We start from the raw sequence: 16,420 nt of genomic DNA, 5'->3' as shown, positions 1-16,420 counted from the left end.
AGCCGAAAACGCCGTCGGCCAAAAAATGCCGACGACCCGAGCGCAGCGTCAGCGCGTCCGCCGATAGCGCAGCCAGACCTCTCCCTCTTCCAGCGTCTGCGCGTCTTCAAGGCGGAATTCCGAGGTCACGCCGGAGTCGAAGAGACTTTTGTCCCCGGCCGACGCCGTGACCGGCATCATGACCAGACTCAGCTCGTCAACGACGTCGGCGCGGAGAAATGCGCCGTTCAGCAGACTGCCGCCTTCGAGCAGCAGCCGCCGAATGCCGAAAATACTCTTCAGCTTGTGCAGCGCCAGCGCAATGTCGATGTCGTCCTTGCCCGCAAAAATGTAGGACACGCCCTTTTCCTGCAGGTAGGCAAGACAGGCCTGCGGCACGCTCTCGCACAACACTTCCACGATGTGCGCCCCGTCGTAGCCCGGATCCTCGTCCTCGATGCAGGAGCCCTTCCAGCCGAGACTTCCGTGCCTGTCGAAGGCCACGGCAAAAAAAGACGCGTTCTCGTCGGCCACATGATCCATGGGAAGCACGACGGAACCGTCGAAACGGGAAAGATCGGGCCTAACTCCGCCCGTGAAGCTCTCCTCCATGGTCACGCGGCCGCAGGCAAAGGCGCTGGCCCCGTAGTCGCGGTGAATGCGGTAGTAGGCCTGAGCAGCGGCCCGGCAGCGCGGAAGGCGCAGAAAATCGCCCGTCACCTTGCCGTCCAGCGACATGGACATGTGACAGACGACAAAGGGCCTGTTCTGAATCGTTGAACGTTCCTTCATCGGATTCCTCCATGGAAACTCCCGGATGCTCGACTCCGGGGGAAAAGGTTGACCATGGAAAAGTTCCGAGTGCGGCCATGGTGCAGAAGGCGGAGGCGGCAAAAGCCGCCGACGCCGGGCCATTCTACCTGAACGACGCAAAAAGGCCAGAGGGCGATAACGCATAAAAAAGGCCCCCTTCCGGGGAAGGGAGCCTGAAAAGCGTCCTGTCGCGAAGACTAGAAGCGGTAGCCCAGCGTCACGCCGAAGTTGTGGGCGTAGCTGTTGTGCGCTTTGCCTTCGTAGGTGGAAACCATGGGAATGCCGCCCTGAGACCCCAGTCTGTCGCTGTAGTTGATGTCGCGCACGTCGATGTACATGTAGGCGAGATCGAGGGTCCAGTTTTCATACTTGAAGCCCGCGCCGAGGGTGTAGTAGTTGCGGCCGTTGGAGGGCACAAGATAGTCGTAGCAGGCATCGTCCTGAAGGGGCGAGGTTTCGTAGGTGAAGCCAGCGCGCAGCGTCAGCCAGTCGATGGGCGCGTATTCCACGCCGAAGGTGAAGGCCCAGGTGTCGCGCCAGTTCTTCTGCTCAAAGAACTGCGGCGTGCGGTTGCTGTGCATGTTGATGGTGAGGTTGCGGTAGCGGCTCCACACGGTGTAGGCCACGTCGCCTTCAAAGCTCAGGTTGGGCAGAGGCTTGTACATCACGCCCAGGGTGATGACGTCGGGAATGGTGAGCTTGCCGTCGGCATTGCAGGTTTCCATGTACTGCTTGAGCGCGGCGATGCCCGTTCTGTCGCCGGAAAAACGGAAGCGGGTCTGGCCCTTGAAGGTCATGTCTTCTCTGGCGCGATAGGTCAGGCCAGCGCTCCACTGATCGTTGAAACGGGCGTGCAGGCCGAAGTTGTAGCCGAAGGCATAGCCTCTTTCGGCATGGATGCGCGTGTCGGCCTGGGCAGAGCCCACGCCATAAAGACCGGAGAACAGCGGCGTCGTGTTGTACTGCTCGTTCAGGCTGAGATAGCCCCAGGTGTAGCTCACGCCCGCGCTCACGGAGAACATGTCGTTGATCTTGTAAGCAATATTGGGATTGATGGTGCTCGAAAGCAGCGTGACGGACTTGATGCCGCTGGAAAGGAGCGCGCCCCTCAGGCCGGGCTCTCCGGAATACTTCGTCCAGTTGTCCGGGAACTGCGAACCCAGGCCGTAGCGGGTGAAGGCGCCGAGGCCGAACCACCAATTGTCGTTCAGCTGATGGGTCACATAGAAATGCGGAATGGGCCACACCTGATTGGAGGTGGACACCGTTTCGCCGGTGTGCTTGCGGGAGATGTCGAAGTTCAGCGCGGAAACGGCCATGCCGAGCTGCATGGCGGTGCCGGGAATCTGCGTAATGCCCGCGGGGTTGTAGGCCACGGCCGAAGGATCGTCGGCACGGGCCACCATGCCGCCGGCAGCGCCGCCGCCGAGGCCCATGCCTCGCGCGCTCCATTCGGTAATGGCGAAACCTTCGGCATGAGCGCCGGACACGGAACCCGCCACCAGTCCGAACGAAAGCAGGACTGCGGCGGCAACTCTGGCCTGACTGCGCACGGCACAAAAGACCCCGCGCATCACATTGAGAGATACGTTCATGAAATCCTCAGCAAGGAGATGGATTTTCCGGCTGCGCCGGAATGGGACGCCCATTCCCGCTCGAAAGACGACAAAACGTCCCCCGAAGCCGGCCTCTCTCCGGCAACGGAAATACTGCGTCGGCTTATGGGTATCGTGCTTTGTAAAAAAAATAAACCTCTATTTAACGGTAGATTTGAAGAATTTCCATCATATTTTTGATACTTTGTCCGTCATTTCACCACACATGCAGACCGTAAAACAGCAGCGCGGCTGAAATATTTTGTGCGGCAAGACATTTCGGACGCCGCATGTCAAACGTCGCCGGGCTCGCATTTTTGCCGTTTCGGCCGAAAATCTCATCGCCGCGCCGAAATCGCAGCAAAAAAATTTAACATCCGGGCGAAAACGGAGCAAAAACGACGCGTTATTCAGCGCGCATTCTCGTCATTCGGCGCGTATCCAGATGAAGCTGCCCTGTCTGCCGTCCTCGACGCCGAAGCGTCTGAAGCGTCTGTAGGAAAAGAACAGTTCCGCATTGTCGAAGGTGCACAGGTCCATGCCGAGAATGCGGCCGGGGCGAAGTCCCGCCGTTTCCAGCTGATGCCGCGCCAGCATCCACAAATCCACGGTGCGCCTTGCTTCGTCGTACCAGGGCAGAAACTCCGGCCCCCATTCCTGCGCAAAATTCACGAACTCCGAGGCCGCCGGTCCGAGACTCGGCCCGCGCACGGCCCACAGCTCGGCAGGATCAAGGCCGTAGCGCTCACAGAACTGTTCCACCGCAAGGCGCGGATAATCCTGTCTGTTGCCCCGCCAGCCCGCGTGCACGGCCATGACGAAGCGGCCGGACTCGTGCGCCACAAGGATGGGCTGACAGTCCGCCGTTTTTATCATGAGCGCGAGGCCCGGGCGGGACGTGGCCATGCCGTCGGCCTGCTCGCAGGGCACGGCATGGGGATTCTGCGCCTGCGGCTCGAACACGGTGCGCACGCCGTGAACCTGATGCACCTCCGCAAAAGCCTCCACGCCGAGAAGCGCGGGAATCGACGCACGGCGCGAAGCGGACGACGCATCGCCGCTGGAAAGAGACACCGTGCCGAAGCCGCGTGTGCTGAATGCGCAGCCCACGCCCGGCACGCCCGGAAACTGAAAGGGAAGCATGGTCAGAGACAAAGCAGTTCCTCCTCGGTACACACGGCCCGCGCGGGCCTGTCCCACTCATCGTGGGGAAGACGGTTCAAGAGAAGTTCGTGGAAGGCCAGCCCCACGCTGGCGCAGCGCGCCCCGGCAAGCAGCCTGTCGTAATAGCCGCCGCCGTAGCCCAGGCGGAATCCCTGTCTGTCGAAGGCCAGGCCCGGCACCACGATCAACGTCTGCGGCCCGTCCGCCAGATCCGCGGCGGAAAGCAGGCGGGAGCGCTCCGTCATTTTCGGCTCGGGAATGCCGAAGCCGGACGTTTCAAGCTCCTCCTCTCCGGCGCAGGCAATCATGTCCATGACGCCCTTCTCGCCCTTCCGGCAGCGCGGAAGAAACACGGTTCTGCCGCTTCTCCACGCCTCGTCGAGAAGCAGCGACGTGTCGGGTTCGCCCTTGACCGAAACAAACAGCGCCACACGGCGGCACCGCCGCCAGAGATCGTCGGCAAGCAGCCGCTCCTGCATGCGCCTTGAGCGCGCGGCGCCCTCCTCTCCGCAGGAAAGCTCGGCGCGCCGACGCCGTATTGCCCGGCGCAGCTCATCCTTGTTCATGTGTTCGACATCCATGCTCTTCTCCAAAAGTTTCCGGCCTCACGCTCTCCGACCGGGAAGCGCCGCTCCGACTGAAAGCGACGGCAAGTTCCGGGCGCAACGCCGGGCGTTTCGGCAGGCGCTGAACGTTTTCTCTCCCGCGCCAGTCATGCCGCGGACGCTCTCACTATGAAAACGTTTCCGAAAAAACGTCCGCGGGAAAAAGAAATTGCAGATTCCATGCGGATTCTGTTCCCGAAAATACGCCTTCCGCTTTTTTAATCCGCCCGTTCCGAAGAAAATACAACATTAATAACCTGCCAGAGTAAATGGCGAAAAAACGCCGCGCGCCGCGCATTTTCATGCATTTGCCCTCTCCTCCCCCTTTGTCAAACGAAAAAAAATAGTCTATATTGCGTCCAGCAGAAACGTTCTGCGGGTATTTTCGTCCGCTCCAGCGGAAAAGGACCTTCCCTACATGCCAAGCCCCGTTCCGGAATCAGCTCCGTACATTCCGAGCTGCTGCTCTCCGTCGGCGCGCTCCACGCGTTTTGCCGACTCCGCGAACGCCGGAGATCAGCCCGATACCGGACAGCTCTGGATCGTGCTCGGCGACATCCACGGTTGCATCCGCCGTGTCAGGGAAATCCCCGAACTGGAACAAGCGGCCGGAGTCATTCTCACCGGCGATCTGACCACGCTGGGAGGCGTTGCCGCCGCCCGCACGGTGATCGAGGCCTTTCAGGCCGTGCATCCCGTCATTCTTGCCCAGATAGGCAACATGGATCGCGCCGAGGTGAATGACTGGCTTGAGGCCAAGGGCATCAACCTGCACCGCAACGTGCGGGAACTGAGCCCGGACGTCGCCCTCCTCGGCGTGGGCGGCTCCACGTTCAGCCCCTTTGGAACGCCGTCGGAATTTCCAGAGGCACGTTTTTCGGAATGGCTGGAGGATCTGGCCCGCCGCGCCGTCAGCTACAGAGAGCTGGTGCTCGTGGCCCACAATCCTCCGTACAACACGGTCTGTGACCGTATCGACGGCGGCCGTCACGTCGGCTCCACCGCCATACGGGATTTCATAGAGGAATATCAGCCCGCCGCCTGCCTGTGCGGGCATATCCACGAATCAGCAGGAATACAGCGCGTCGGACGCACCATTGTCGCCAATCCCGGCCCATTTTCCGCCGGGGGCTACGCCTTGCTTACGCTTGCACGCCCGGGCGTAAGGGTCGCACTCCGCAGACTGGAGAGCTGACGCCGTATCACATTTTTTGAGGATCACATGAGTCAGAACCCCGTTCTTCCCGAAGAGAATAACGAAGAAATCAAAACCACAAAAAACCGCCGCACCAGAAAGGCCGCCGCTTCCGAAGAAAAGCCGGCCGCCGGAGAAAAAAAGACCGTCCGCCGCACCCGCAAGAGCACCGCTGCGGAAGAAACTGCTGCGGACGACGCCACGGAAGAGAAAAAGCCCCGTCGCCGCACGACGAAGAAGGCCGCCGCATCCGAGGCGCAGAGCGAGGAAACAAGCGAAGCCAGGCCCGCTGCCCGCAAGAGCCGCACACGCAAGAGCGCCGCAGCCCGCAGCGCCGAGGCGGAAAAGAAGGCCGAGACGCCCGCCGAAGATGAGCAGATCATTCATCTCGGCTCCGCGCTCGTGCTCGACGACATGCTGCCCCCCTTCTCCGTGACGCCCGAAAGCGACGCGCCCGCCGCTCCGGAAAAAAAGCGCCGCACCAGAAAAAAACGCGCCGCGACCGCCGAATCGGCCAAGGCTACGGAGGCGGAAGTTCCCGCCGAAGCGCAGCCCGAAGCCAAGGCTTCCGACGCTCCGGTCTCGGAAAAGACGGCTGTCGAAGCTCCGTCTGTTGAAGCTCCGCTCACGGCCGCTCCGGCCGCCCAGGCTCAGGATGCGGAAAGCGCCGACGCTCCGGCCCGGGAAAACGCCGCGGAAGACAACGCTGCCTCCGCTCTCTCCGAAAAGTCTGCCGAAGGCGCACCCGAAAAGGCCGACGCCAAGGCGTCCGCCTCCGAAGAGCCCGCCGAAAAGAAGCGCCGTACCCGCCGCTCTCCCCGCAGAAGCGCCCGCAGCGCCGAGGCGGAAAAGAAGGCCGAGACGCCCGCCGAAGACGACCAGATCATTCATTTGGGCTCCGCGCTCGTGCTCGACGACATGCTGCCCCCCTTCTCCATGACGCCCGAAAACGCCGACGCCGAAACCGCGGCCACCGAAGTCGAAGAGAAGGCCGAACGGGCTGAACACACCCGCCGTCAGCGCCGCAACCGCACCGACAAGCCCCGCCGGAACGCCGAACCCGAAAGCACCGACGACGACAACATCGGCAACCGCGCCGACGAACCCGCCGCAGCCGGGCAGTCTCAGCCCGAATGGTTCGACGACGACATCGTGACCAACATTCTGCCCTATCCCGGGGAATTCTCCGAAGACGGACGCCCCTATTCCCGTTCGCGCCGCAACCGCAAGAATCGCGACGCGCAGCCGGCCTTCAACGGTTCACCCTATCTGCCCGGCTCCTATCAGCAGGGCTTCTACGAGCAGCCGCAGGCCATGACCTCCGACAATCCCTTCGGCAACCGCAAGAACCGCAAGAACCGCAACAATCGCCGCAACCAGCAGAACGTTCCCGTCATTCCGGACGACTTCGACTTCAACGCCGCCATGCTGAACGACAGCGTGCTCGGCGTGGCCCTCGGCAACCGCGAGGAAGAATTCATTCCCGAGGACGACGGTCCGCAGCCCGCGCTGCCCGGTCAGCCCGTGGCCCTGCCCCTCTCCTCCAGCGACATGGCAGAAGAGGATCTGGCCGCGCTCGATGCCGCCGTCAACGGCAACCGCATCGACATGCCTCCCGCCTCCCCGCAGAAGGAAGGTCGCCAGAACCGCAAGAACAAGAAAAATCAGAAGGATCTCCCCGCTCCCGCCGCCAAGAGCGAGAAAAAGGCCGAAAAGACCGAAACCGAAGAGACCGCGCATCCGCGCCGCGTGCTCTACGTGAGCGTCGTGCCCGACGAACAGGTGGAAGTCGTCATCACCGAAGACGGTCAGGTCACCGAATACTTCGTGGAAATGGCCCATCAGGTGAAAATCCGCGGCAACATCTACAAGGGCGTCATCAACAACATCGACACCAATCTGCAGGCCGCCTTCGTCAACTTCGGCAACGGCAAGAACGGCTTCCTCCAGATCGACGAAGTGCATCCGGAATACTATCTCGTGCCGCACGACGCCTCCCACGGCCCCAAGTATCCGCCCATTCAGAAGGTGCTGAAGGTCGGTCAGGAAGTGCTCGTGCAGGTGGTCAAGGAACCTTCCGGCTCCAAGGGCGCGTTCCTCACCACCTGGATCTCCATTGCCGGACGCTTCCTCGTGCTCACTCCCGGTCAGGAACAGATCGGCGTTTCCCGCAAGGTGGAGGATCCCGAAGAGCGCGCGCGTCTCAAGGATCTGCTGAACGGCATTCAGCCCGGCGAAAACATGGGCGTCATCATCCGCACTGCGAGCGAGGGCGCGAGCAAGGCCAGCATTCAGCAGGATCTGCAGTACCTCAAGAAGCTCTGGAAGGACATCCAGAAAAAGGCTCCCACGGAAAAGTCGCCCTGCCTCATCTATCAGGAAGCCGACCTCGCCACCCGCTCCGTGCGCGACTACCTCTCCGACGACATCGTGGAAATCTGGACGGACGACGAAGCCACCAAGGCCCGCGTGGAAGAAATCGCCGGACTCATCTTCCCGGATCGCGCCGGAGACATCGTGAAGCTGCACAAGGATCAGCGTCAGAGCCTGTGGGAACGCTTCAATCTGCTCAAGCAGCTCGAAACCGTGACCAGCCGCGAAGTGGTGCTGCCTTCCGGCGGACGCCTTGTGTTCGATCAGACCGAGGCCCTCATGGCCATCGACATCAACTCCGGCAAAACGCAGGGCAAGACCAACTTCGAGGCCATGGTGTTCCGCACCAACATGGAAGCCGCCGAAGCCATCGCCCGGCATCTGCGTCTGCGCGACATCGGCGGTCAGGTGGTCATCGACTTCATCGAAATGCGCGACAAGAACCACTGCCGCGAAGTGGAACGCACCCTGAGAAATGCCATGCGCAAGGACCGCGCCCGTCACGACGTGGGCCACATGAGCTCCTTCGGTCTCCTGGAACTCGTGCGTCAGCGCACCGGCACCTCGGCCATTTCCATTTCCTGCGAGCCCTGCCCCTACTGCCACGGCACGGGCGTGCGCCGCAACATGGAATGGCAGTCGCTCCAGGCCCTGCGCGATCTGCAGAGCAAGCTGTGCCGCAGCCTCGACAGCGGCAAGAACAAGAAGAACGACAAGTCTTCCGAACCTTCCACCTTCATTTACGAAAGCGATACGGAACTCGCCCTGTACCTGCTCAACCGCAAGCGCGACCGCATAGCGGCACTTGAGGAAAAATACGGGGTACACATAGAAATCCGGCTGAAGTAACAGCAAAGGCCCCGCCTCCTTTCGAGGTCGGGGCCTTTTTTCAGGATGCGCATGCTGAAAAACATACTCATCGTCATCGTCATCGCCGTCTGCGCGCTCTACCTCTATCAGAAGCAGCAGACGGAAGTTCCCGTGCCCGCCTCCGCGTTCCGCAAGGTGGACGAATCCGCACTTCAGAATCTGAAGGACAAACTTCCCGCCGTCATCTTTGAAAAGGACATTCAGCCCGTCATCACCCGCAACCGCAACGGCGGTCTCACGCGGGAGGAACTCGACAAATTCCTCGACAAGCTGGAAACCATAGGACAGGCGCTCGGCGACAAGGCCACCGACGCCGTGAACAAGGCCGGACACGCCATCGCGCCCGATCTCTTCCCCAGAAAAACGCTGGCGGAGCGCTCGGCGGACATAGCCAAATCGCTGGCCGGAGCTGCCGAAAAAGGCGCAAAGGCCGGTCTGCCCGTGCTTCAGGAAGCGGCAAAGGACGTGCTGAACGCCCTGGCCGCAGCGCTCTCCTTCCTTCTCGACAAGGCCGCCGATCTCATCGCGGGCGCATAGCCGCGCCCGGATTCCAGAAAGACGCAGAGACCGGCGCGTCCGGGGCAGAAACGCCCGGCGCCGCGCTCTCTGAAACCACATTCTGCACTTACCGCACCGCACAAAAGACGCCCGCCCGGCACATGCCGTCCGTCAGGCGACAGACAGACACGCACAGGCAACGCGCCCTCGCAGAAGCGGGCCGTTGCTGCGCGTCTGCCGTTCACAGACGCAGTTCCGCCGCCCTCACGCGCAATGCTGCATTTTCCTCACGCACAGTCTTGCCACGCGCTTTACCGACACTGAATTCCGCCGCCCCCTGCGACAGCCGCAGAGACAAAAAAAGCCGCCGATCTTTCGATCCTGCGACTGAATTTGCGGCGTCCTGAAACGCCGGAATGCAAAAGCGGACTGCACCGTTGCGTCGTCATGCCGAAGGCCGACGCGCCGAGCCTGTTTCCGCTTCCGCACGATTCCCCAAGGAAGGCCGGCTCCTTCCGAAGTCGGCCTTCCCGTGAAAGGAATGATGAAAGAAATGCATGGGGACGTTGCCCTACTTCGCCGCCGCTTCTCTAGCCATGGCGCGCTTTTCCCAGAGCTTCATATCCTTCATCTTCTGACGGCGGGCACGCTGCAGTTCCTTGCAGGTGAGAGGCGTTCCCTTCTTGAAGCCCCATTTCGCGCGATAGGAAGCGGCGTCAAGACCGTGGAGAATAAGATGCTTCTTGGTAATGACCTTGAAGGTCTTGCCACACTCAAGGCAGACAATGCTCTTTTCCTTGATGGAGCGCTTGGGATCAATGGCGGGAGCTTCCGCAGCAGGGCAGGCTTCCTCAGTCTCTTCACAGCAGTCGAGCTTCTTGAGCTTGCTCGCCAGCGAAGAAATCATTTCCGCCATTTCATCTTCGGACATGACACGGACGGACGCCTGTGCCTTGACCAGTTCTATAGCATGCTTGAGATAATCTTCCATCGGGGCCTCCTTATAAGAAAATAATATTTCATATGTAAACGCAATCTCTCCTTCTGTCAAATGAAGCAAAGAAAAAAGTCAGGCTTTCAAAATAACAGAGCCATGATTCCGCTTTGCCTAGTCTCGCAATGGAATGCGAGGTCTCACAGGCACAGATTTCACAAAACTGTTCCAGAAAAAAAATGAGAAAAACGATGCCGACATGAAGAATTCAGAGAAAAGGACGTCCGCCGCAACGAGGCCTTCATGCAATGAAACGATCAAGACCAAAACGCCCGTTGCTTTCCCGTTCGCCGCCTTCGTTCTAAAATGAATTCCACTCTGCAAGAGCTCGTACTTGTGCAGAACATGGCGACTATATTCCAGAACTGGGCTCCGTTGAAGCGCAGGCCGTACAGAACGAACGCTCCTGTTGCGTTGCCGGAAACAGGCGCTTATGAATGCGCGCACCATCGGCGTCGGCCGAGTCTTCCGTCCTTGTCGAAAGCGATACGGTGAACTTATGTGAGAAAGGGTAAACTTATGTCCTGCACGGCGTCTGCCGTGCGTTCTTTCCACAGCGCGACACATTATACACAAAATTGAAAAACGCGGCTGAAACCGCCGCAGAACAGCCTTGCACGTGTTTTTATGCGTTGGGGCAGCCCCCAAAAAAATTTGCGCCTGATTTTTTCAACGATTTTTTCCCGCGCAAAGCCGGCCCCGCGCTCCGCACATGGCTCCGAAGCGCTCTCTTACCGAAAGCCCTCGCGAACATATTTTCCTGCCCCTTCTTTCCGCAAAACGGAGCAAGGCGCTCTGCCGCCGGGGGGAGGGCTCCGTAGCGAGCAGGCCGCCGCAAACGATACCGTCATTCCATACGCCGACACGGCCTCTCCGGCGCACTGCTCCCGGTGGAACAAGGCTCCCGGTCTGCGAAGGACAAACATCACGCGCGACGCCTCCGGCAAGCCGTCAGACGCTCGTCCTCCCCGCCTTCACGGCCTGAGCTTTTGTCGCCGTCGAACACACGCGTCGTGACCGACTTTTCTCACGCAGACGCCCGTTTCCACGCTGCCGAGTACACGACGCGCTTCTTTCCCGGAGTCATGCGTCACTCGCGCCACGGCACATTTCGCCGGCAATAAACAGGAAAAAGCAACAGCGTTGTGCATTGTCGGCCGCGGATTCGCCTCACCCCTCGGCTCTTCCGCCGCCTGCCGTCAGTCGCAAGGCGTTCGCGCCGGGGCCCTCCGTGCAGAGACAGCGCGCAGAGCGGCGCTTCCAGGCTTACCGCCCCTGCTCCGATTCACGCGTCAAAAACGCGCGAGACGCCCCGAGAGCAGCCGCAGAGGCCGGGCAGGCGATGCTCCGAACACCACAACGCTAAAAAAGAGGGGGAAAAATCCCCCTCAAATTGCTACGAACGGCGTTCCGGCAAGGGATAGCGCCCGCAGGTGAACTTTTCCCCTTCCGGGCAGTAGCCGAGCCTTTCGCATCGCGCGCCCGCGTGGCGGAACACTTCCGGCAGCACCTCGCGGCAGAGGCTCAGCATGGTTCGCGCCACGCCCCGAATCTCCCACTGGGCGCGGGTGCAGCAGCGATGTTCAAAAAAATTGAGCAGCGTTCGGCAGTTCATGGTCACCACGATGCTGGAGGCGGCCGCCTGCGGCAGCACGAAGCGTGCGTCCTCGCAGGAAGAGGAACCGCGGCCGTTCTCTTCAAGCATGGCCTTCAGATCGCGGTAGGCACTGCCCACCTCGTCCATGAAGCGCAAAAAACGCTCCCGCGCCTTCGGATTGGCGGCAATGGCGGGCGGCATGACGTAATTCATGTCGGAAGCGTCCACATAACGCTGACTCTGCTGTGAATAGCTCGCAATGCGATGCCGCACGAGCTGATGCGTCAGCGCGCGCGACACGCCGGAAAGCGCAAACGTAAAGCTCACGTGCTCAATGGGGCTGGCATGGCCGGACGCCATGATGTTTTCCACAAAGGCGGCCTGCTTTTCGCGCGATATGTCCCCGGCCAGCAGACGCGGCCACATGTCCGCCACGTCGCCGGCGTGATAGCACTGACGGAAGGCGGCATAGATGAGGGAAAGCGGCTCGGGCGTATGCGCCAGAAGCTCGACGCGGGCTTTGACTTCGGACATGTTTTCCTCCTCGCCCGTCGGACGCGACGGACGGAACGCGCTGCTGCGCGCAAAACGCAAAATGTTCGGATGGAAGCGACAGAGCGCCTACAGAAGGCTTCCCTGCGCGGTGCCCCCGTACAGACGATGAAGATGACGATAGGCCTTGGGCGTGGCCACGCGACCGCGAGGCGTGCGGTTCAAAAAGCCGCACTGAATGAGATAGGGCTCATAGATGTCCTCGATGGTGCGGATTTCCTCGGAACAGGCCACGGCCAGCGTCTTCACGCCCACGGGCCCGCCGTTGAAGTGATCGATGAGCACGGTAAGAATTTTGCGATCCATTTCATCGAGTCCGGCCTCGTCCACGTCGAGGCGCACCAGCGCGGCCCGGGCCTGTTCGCCGTCCACCACGCCGTTTCCGTACACGGCGGCAAAATCCCGCACCCGGCGCAGCAGCCGGTTGGCAATGCGCGGCGTGCCGCGGGAACGGCGTCCGATTTCCAGCGCCCCCTCCTCGGTCACCTGCACCCCGAGAATGCGCGCCGAACGCTGCACCACGCGGGCAAGTTCTTCCGGCGAATAAAATTCCAGACGGCTGATGATGCCGAAGCGATCCCGGAGCGGCGAAGAGAGCAGACCGAGTCTGGTCGTGGCTCCCACCAGCGTAAAGGGTTCGATGTCGAGCTTCACCGTGCGCGCCGCAGGCCCCTGCCCGATGATGAGATCCAGCGTGAAATCTTCCATGGCCGGGTACAGCACTTCTTCCACGCTGATGGGCATGCGGTGGATTTCATCCACAAACAGGATGTCGTGCCGGGAAAGATTGGTCAGAATGGCGGCCAGATCGCCGCTGCGCTCCAGCACCGGGCCGGACGTGGCCACAAGATTCACGCCGAGTTCCGCCGCCATGATGCGGGCAAGCGTGGTTTTGCCGAGTCCCGGATTGCCGTAGAACAGCACGTGATCCATGGACTGACCGCGTTCCTTCGCCGCGTTCAGATACACGCGGAGATTGGCGCGCAGCTCTTCCTGACCTATGAAGTCTTCCAGCCGCTGCGGACGGATATTTTCATCGGCGCTGTCCTGCGCCATGCTCTTGGGTACGAATTCTGCCATTTACTTCTTTCCTCTGGCCAGCGCCTTCAAGGCGGCGCGCAGCGCTTCGCCCACGTCAAGCTCCGGATCGCTCTCCAGCACCTTTCTGAGCACCTGCCCGGCCGTGTCTTCGTCATATCCCAGATTGGCCAGGCCCGTAAGCGCGTCGCGATACACGGAAGGCCGCCCCGCCGCGGCGGCGGACAGGGAAACGGGAGCCTCGCCCTTCAGCTTATATTTCAATTCCAGAAAAATCTGCTGCGCCGTTTTCTTGCCTATGCCCGAAACCTGCGTCAGGGCAGCGGCGTCATCGTCGGCCACGATACGGCGCAGATCGTCGGGGCGATAGCGCGAAAGTATGGCGAGAGCCGTGCGCGCTCCCACGCGATTGATGCCGGTCAAGAGATTGAAGGTCTGCCGCTCGTCCCAGGAAGGAAAGCCGAACAGCTCCTGCGCATCCTCGCGCACGATGAAGCTCGTATAAAAGGCCGCGGAGCCGCCCTGAGCAGGAAGCTGAGCCAGCGCATGTTCCGGCAGGAAAATCTCGTAGCCGATGCCGCCGGCCGTTACCAGCACGCAGCCGTTCTCGGTGCGCTCCAGCACCCGCCCTTCCAGATAAGCAAGCATACAACCTCCCGTTGCCTTTCCAGAACCGTGATTTATGCCGCCGCTACGCTCAAAGGCAACCCTGACCGCACAGGCGGATGGATCACGCTCTTCCCGCGGGTCTGCCGTTCATGGCTCTGCAGGTCCACTGGACTTTTCTGACTTCACCTAGTAACAGCGCGAAATATCTAATTTTTATACAAATGGATAGAATACGTTATTATAGGCGAAAACGCAAGGTACACCTTTTGGCCTCCGTTTTCTCCTTCGGGCCTGATACAAAATGAAAGAAAAGGAACGGAAAACGCCCTGCGGAAGTTTCCTGATATTTTGTCTCCTTCAACAACATCCTCGTCTGTCTGAAACTCTTCTCTTGGAAGATACACTCCGCCCAAAAGTCCTGCTTGATGCGTACTCTCACAAAAAAACAAAATATTACAGTATACAAGAAATAAATAACAAGTGAGGGCATCGAGGTACGAATGTATCGTACGAGCAGCTAAAATCGACACATAAAAAATTTTTTCGAAAAAGAATTCAATAGTCTTCCAGGTGAATCCATGCTTCTTTACGTTCTCTCATGAAACAAGTCTCTTCTTTTATGATAGAGTTATGGCAAATCTCTCAAACGAGGAGCATCTTATGTCCATGAGTTTCCAAGGCCAGTCAGTACCCGACAATCGCACCAAAACAACCTTCTCCCTTCCCTCATCCGACTATGAAATGCTTGAACGTCTGTCTCAGTATCTGTCGATAAGCATACGAAGCGTTCTCGACGAAATCGCACACCATGCCGACGATCATTTCAATCCGAACGAGACACCTGTCATTCTCCCTCCTGATAAACCCTGTTCGAGAAAAAGCTACGGCATCAGCAGGAAGTCCGAACAGGTCTTTGAGGACCTTGCGGAACGCTTCGGCTGCACGAGAAATCAGGTGCTACACGCAGCGCTGAAAGATTATTGTCGCCATATGAAAAATATGCTGCAGGAACTGACGGTCCTGCGCCTGAAAAGCGCCCGGAAGCTCATGGAAATGCGCGAAAAGATGCTGGAAATCTATGAACAGCCGGAATATACGGCGGCAAGAAAAAATCTTGTTCTCATGGAAGATCCAAAATTCGCCGAATGCAACGAGTTTCTCGGACATATAGAACAGCTCTACGAATTCGACCTTGCCCTTCAAACATTCATAGAAAAACAGCAATCCGTTAAAAATCTGCCGAGCCACCAGTAACACCATGTTCATTCTCACTACCCTCGACGAAAATTATCCGCAGATATGGGAAAAAAACGGAACGGCAACCTTCAGCTCCCGCTATGAAGGCAATATCGTCCCCAATATGCAGACGCTGCTGCATAAAAGCACGGTTTATGCCGCCGGCATTTATCGCCCGGGCCGCAAGATGCCTCAGGAATACGCACCGTCTCTTCTGCAGATAACAGGGGCACGCCGCCTTCGCCCCTCACAGCCGTATGGCCATGATCTGGCCGTTGATTTCATCTTTATAGGAAAAATGCCGGTTACGACCAACAGACTATTGAACAGTTTCAAACCGGAAGCGCGTCCTCTCATCATTGAAGTGGAGGATCTTACATTCCTGCGACGGCTCCTGCAAAGTCTGTCCGAAGGGAATATGCGGTAAATCTTCATCCTCACTTTTAACAAAAAATAAGGAGCACACTCATGCTGACACCGGAACGCACACAGCAATTCACGTATCTTCTCACTACCATTCTGCACCTTGCCGGAAAAAATATTTCCTGCCGTGATGCAGGCATCATTGCCTTTGTCCATACCGCTGAAAAATTCGGCATCCAGGAACCTACCGTGCGCGACATGGTAACGCGTTCCTGCAAGGTCCAAGGAATCGCCACATTCCATGATGCGGTCACAAAGCTTTATGAAGGGGACAAAGTGACGTTTGAGACCCTCTACTTCAATCATATTCCAAAAGAATGTCGAAGAGAAATGGACAACGTGTGCAGCCGATTTGCCGACGCGCCAAGACCTGCTCCACTCAGCTCTCCTTCTATGGCCTTTTTTCTGAAACGCTTTGAGCGAACCCGGGAGCCTGCAAAAAAACGAGCGCTGCTCAGCTTACTTAGAAAATGAAAGAACTGCCGCAACATGAACGCACTTCCACTTCTGTGCTCCGAAGGCTCTGCCGTATGACGATGCGAGCTCTTTTACTTCCTTACTGAAAAACGCCTCACCGTGCAGGTACTCGAAGACAATACCCGAGGAACGCACCTCTGGTGGAGATCGGCCACATGAGAAAATATAGGGCCACCTTTCAAACAATACTCCGGTAGAACTTCGAAAAAAGGCGGTGAGGAAAAACAATTTCCCTGAAAACGACGCCCTTGAGATTCAGAGAATTAAGCACAAAAAGGGCTGCCTAGAAAAGCAGCCCTTAAACGACGAAAGGCTCCTGAACAGGAGCCTTTCTAAAGATAACCTTGGCATCGGCCTACTTTCCCACGTAAAGGTGCGCAGTATCATGGGCGATGAAGCGCT

14 protein-coding genes are annotated in these 16,420 nt (G+C 59.0%); 6 read left to right on the top strand and 8 right to left on the bottom strand.

What is annotated here, in order from left to right; all coding sequences use genetic code 11:
* Positions 1-48: 48 nt before the first annotated feature.
* The 4 genes from ACZM96_RS02705 to ACZM96_RS02690 all read right to left on the bottom strand — a co-directional run bounded on the left by ACZM96_RS02705 (position 49) and on the right by ACZM96_RS02690 (position 4,132).
* Positions 49-771 carry a RibD family protein gene (locus ACZM96_RS02705; RefSeq protein WP_489487175.1) on the bottom strand — a complete coding sequence of 241 codons (723 nt, stop codon included), beginning with the start codon at positions 769-771 and terminating at the stop codon, positions 49-51.
* 218 nt (positions 772-989) lie between these two features.
* Positions 990-2,387 (bottom strand): OmpP1/FadL family transporter, encoded by a 1,398-nt coding sequence (locus ACZM96_RS02700; RefSeq protein WP_489487174.1) that lies wholly within the window; start codon positions 2,385-2,387, stop codon positions 990-992.
* 426 nt (positions 2,388-2,813) lie between these two features.
* Entirely contained in the window at positions 2,814-3,542 is a 729-nt protein-coding gene (locus ACZM96_RS02695; protein ID WP_489487172.1) for a purine nucleoside phosphorylase YfiH/LACC1 family protein, read from the bottom strand.
* Positions 3,533-4,132: a 5-formyltetrahydrofolate cyclo-ligase gene (locus tag ACZM96_RS02690; protein ID WP_489487171.1), complete on the bottom strand. Its 600-nt coding sequence runs from the start codon at positions 4,130-4,132 to the stop codon at positions 3,533-3,535. The genes ACZM96_RS02695 and ACZM96_RS02690 overlap by 10 nt, the downstream gene beginning before the upstream one ends.
* 442 nt (positions 4,133-4,574) lie before the next feature.
* Between ACZM96_RS02690 and ACZM96_RS02685 the strand changes: the two genes are divergently transcribed.
* From ACZM96_RS02685 to ACZM96_RS02675, 3 genes are read left to right on the top strand one after another with little or no spacing between them, the layout of a single operon-like run.
* The gene (locus tag ACZM96_RS02685) at positions 4,575-5,351 is read left to right on the top strand and encodes a metallophosphoesterase family protein (RefSeq protein ID WP_489487170.1); all 777 of its coding nucleotides are present in this window, start codon (positions 4,575-4,577) and stop codon (positions 5,349-5,351) included.
* Positions 5,352-5,378: 27 nt separating this feature from the next.
* Positions 5,379-8,573, top strand: a complete 3,195-nt coding sequence (locus ACZM96_RS02680; protein ID WP_489487168.1) for an Rne/Rng family ribonuclease — start codon at positions 5,379-5,381, stop codon at positions 8,571-8,573.
* Positions 8,574-8,624: 51 nt separating this feature from the next.
* Complete coding sequence (locus ACZM96_RS02675) at positions 8,625-9,131, top strand: hypothetical protein (RefSeq protein ID WP_489487167.1); 507 nt, start codon at positions 8,625-8,627, stop codon at positions 9,129-9,131.
* Between the two features lie 532 nt (positions 9,132-9,663).
* Here the strand turns inward: ACZM96_RS02675 and ACZM96_RS02670 are convergent.
* The 4 genes from ACZM96_RS02670 to ruvA form a co-directional block, all read right to left on the bottom strand.
* On the bottom strand, positions 9,664-10,083 hold the full coding sequence (locus ACZM96_RS02670; RefSeq protein WP_294488128.1) for a Ros/MucR family transcriptional regulator: 420 nt from the start codon (positions 10,081-10,083) through the stop codon (positions 9,664-9,666).
* Between the two features lie 1,399 nt (positions 10,084-11,482).
* Positions 11,483-12,217 (bottom strand): FAD-dependent thymidylate synthase, encoded by a 735-nt coding sequence (gene thyX, locus ACZM96_RS02665; protein ID WP_489487165.1) that lies wholly within the window; start codon positions 12,215-12,217, stop codon positions 11,483-11,485.
* An 87-nt stretch (positions 12,218-12,304) separates the two neighbouring features.
* A complete protein-coding gene (gene ruvB, locus ACZM96_RS02660; protein ID WP_489487197.1) occupies positions 12,305-13,291 on the bottom strand; it encodes a Holliday junction branch migration DNA helicase RuvB in 987 nt (328 codons plus the stop codon).
* Between the two features lie 24 nt (positions 13,292-13,315).
* Positions 13,316-13,921 carry a Holliday junction branch migration protein RuvA gene (gene ruvA / locus ACZM96_RS02655; protein ID WP_489487164.1) on the bottom strand — a complete coding sequence of 202 codons (606 nt, stop codon included), beginning with the start codon at positions 13,919-13,921 and terminating at the stop codon, positions 13,316-13,318.
* Positions 13,922-14,542: 621 nt separating this feature from the next.
* Here ruvA and ACZM96_RS02650 point away from each other — a divergent pair.
* Genes ACZM96_RS02650 through ACZM96_RS02640 form a run of 3 tightly spaced genes read left to right on the top strand, consistent with a single transcriptional unit; the run spans position 14,543 to position 16,015 of the window.
* Positions 14,543-15,136, top strand: a complete 594-nt coding sequence (locus ACZM96_RS02650; RefSeq protein ID WP_489487163.1) for a hypothetical protein — start codon at positions 14,543-14,545, stop codon at positions 15,134-15,136.
* A gap of 4 nt (positions 15,137-15,140) precedes the next feature.
* Positions 15,141-15,545, top strand: a complete 405-nt coding sequence (locus ACZM96_RS02645) for a hypothetical protein (RefSeq protein WP_489487161.1) — start codon at positions 15,141-15,143, stop codon at positions 15,543-15,545.
* Between the two features lie 41 nt (positions 15,546-15,586).
* A complete protein-coding gene (locus ACZM96_RS02640) occupies positions 15,587-16,015 on the top strand; it encodes a hypothetical protein (protein ID WP_489487160.1) in 429 nt (142 codons plus the stop codon).
* Positions 16,016-16,420: the final 405 nt, after the last annotated feature.

This window comes from Mailhella sp. (genome assembly GCF_057866825.1).
The sequence above is the reverse complement of the archived record's forward strand: the minus strand, read 5'-3'. Positions and strand labels throughout refer to the sequence as shown.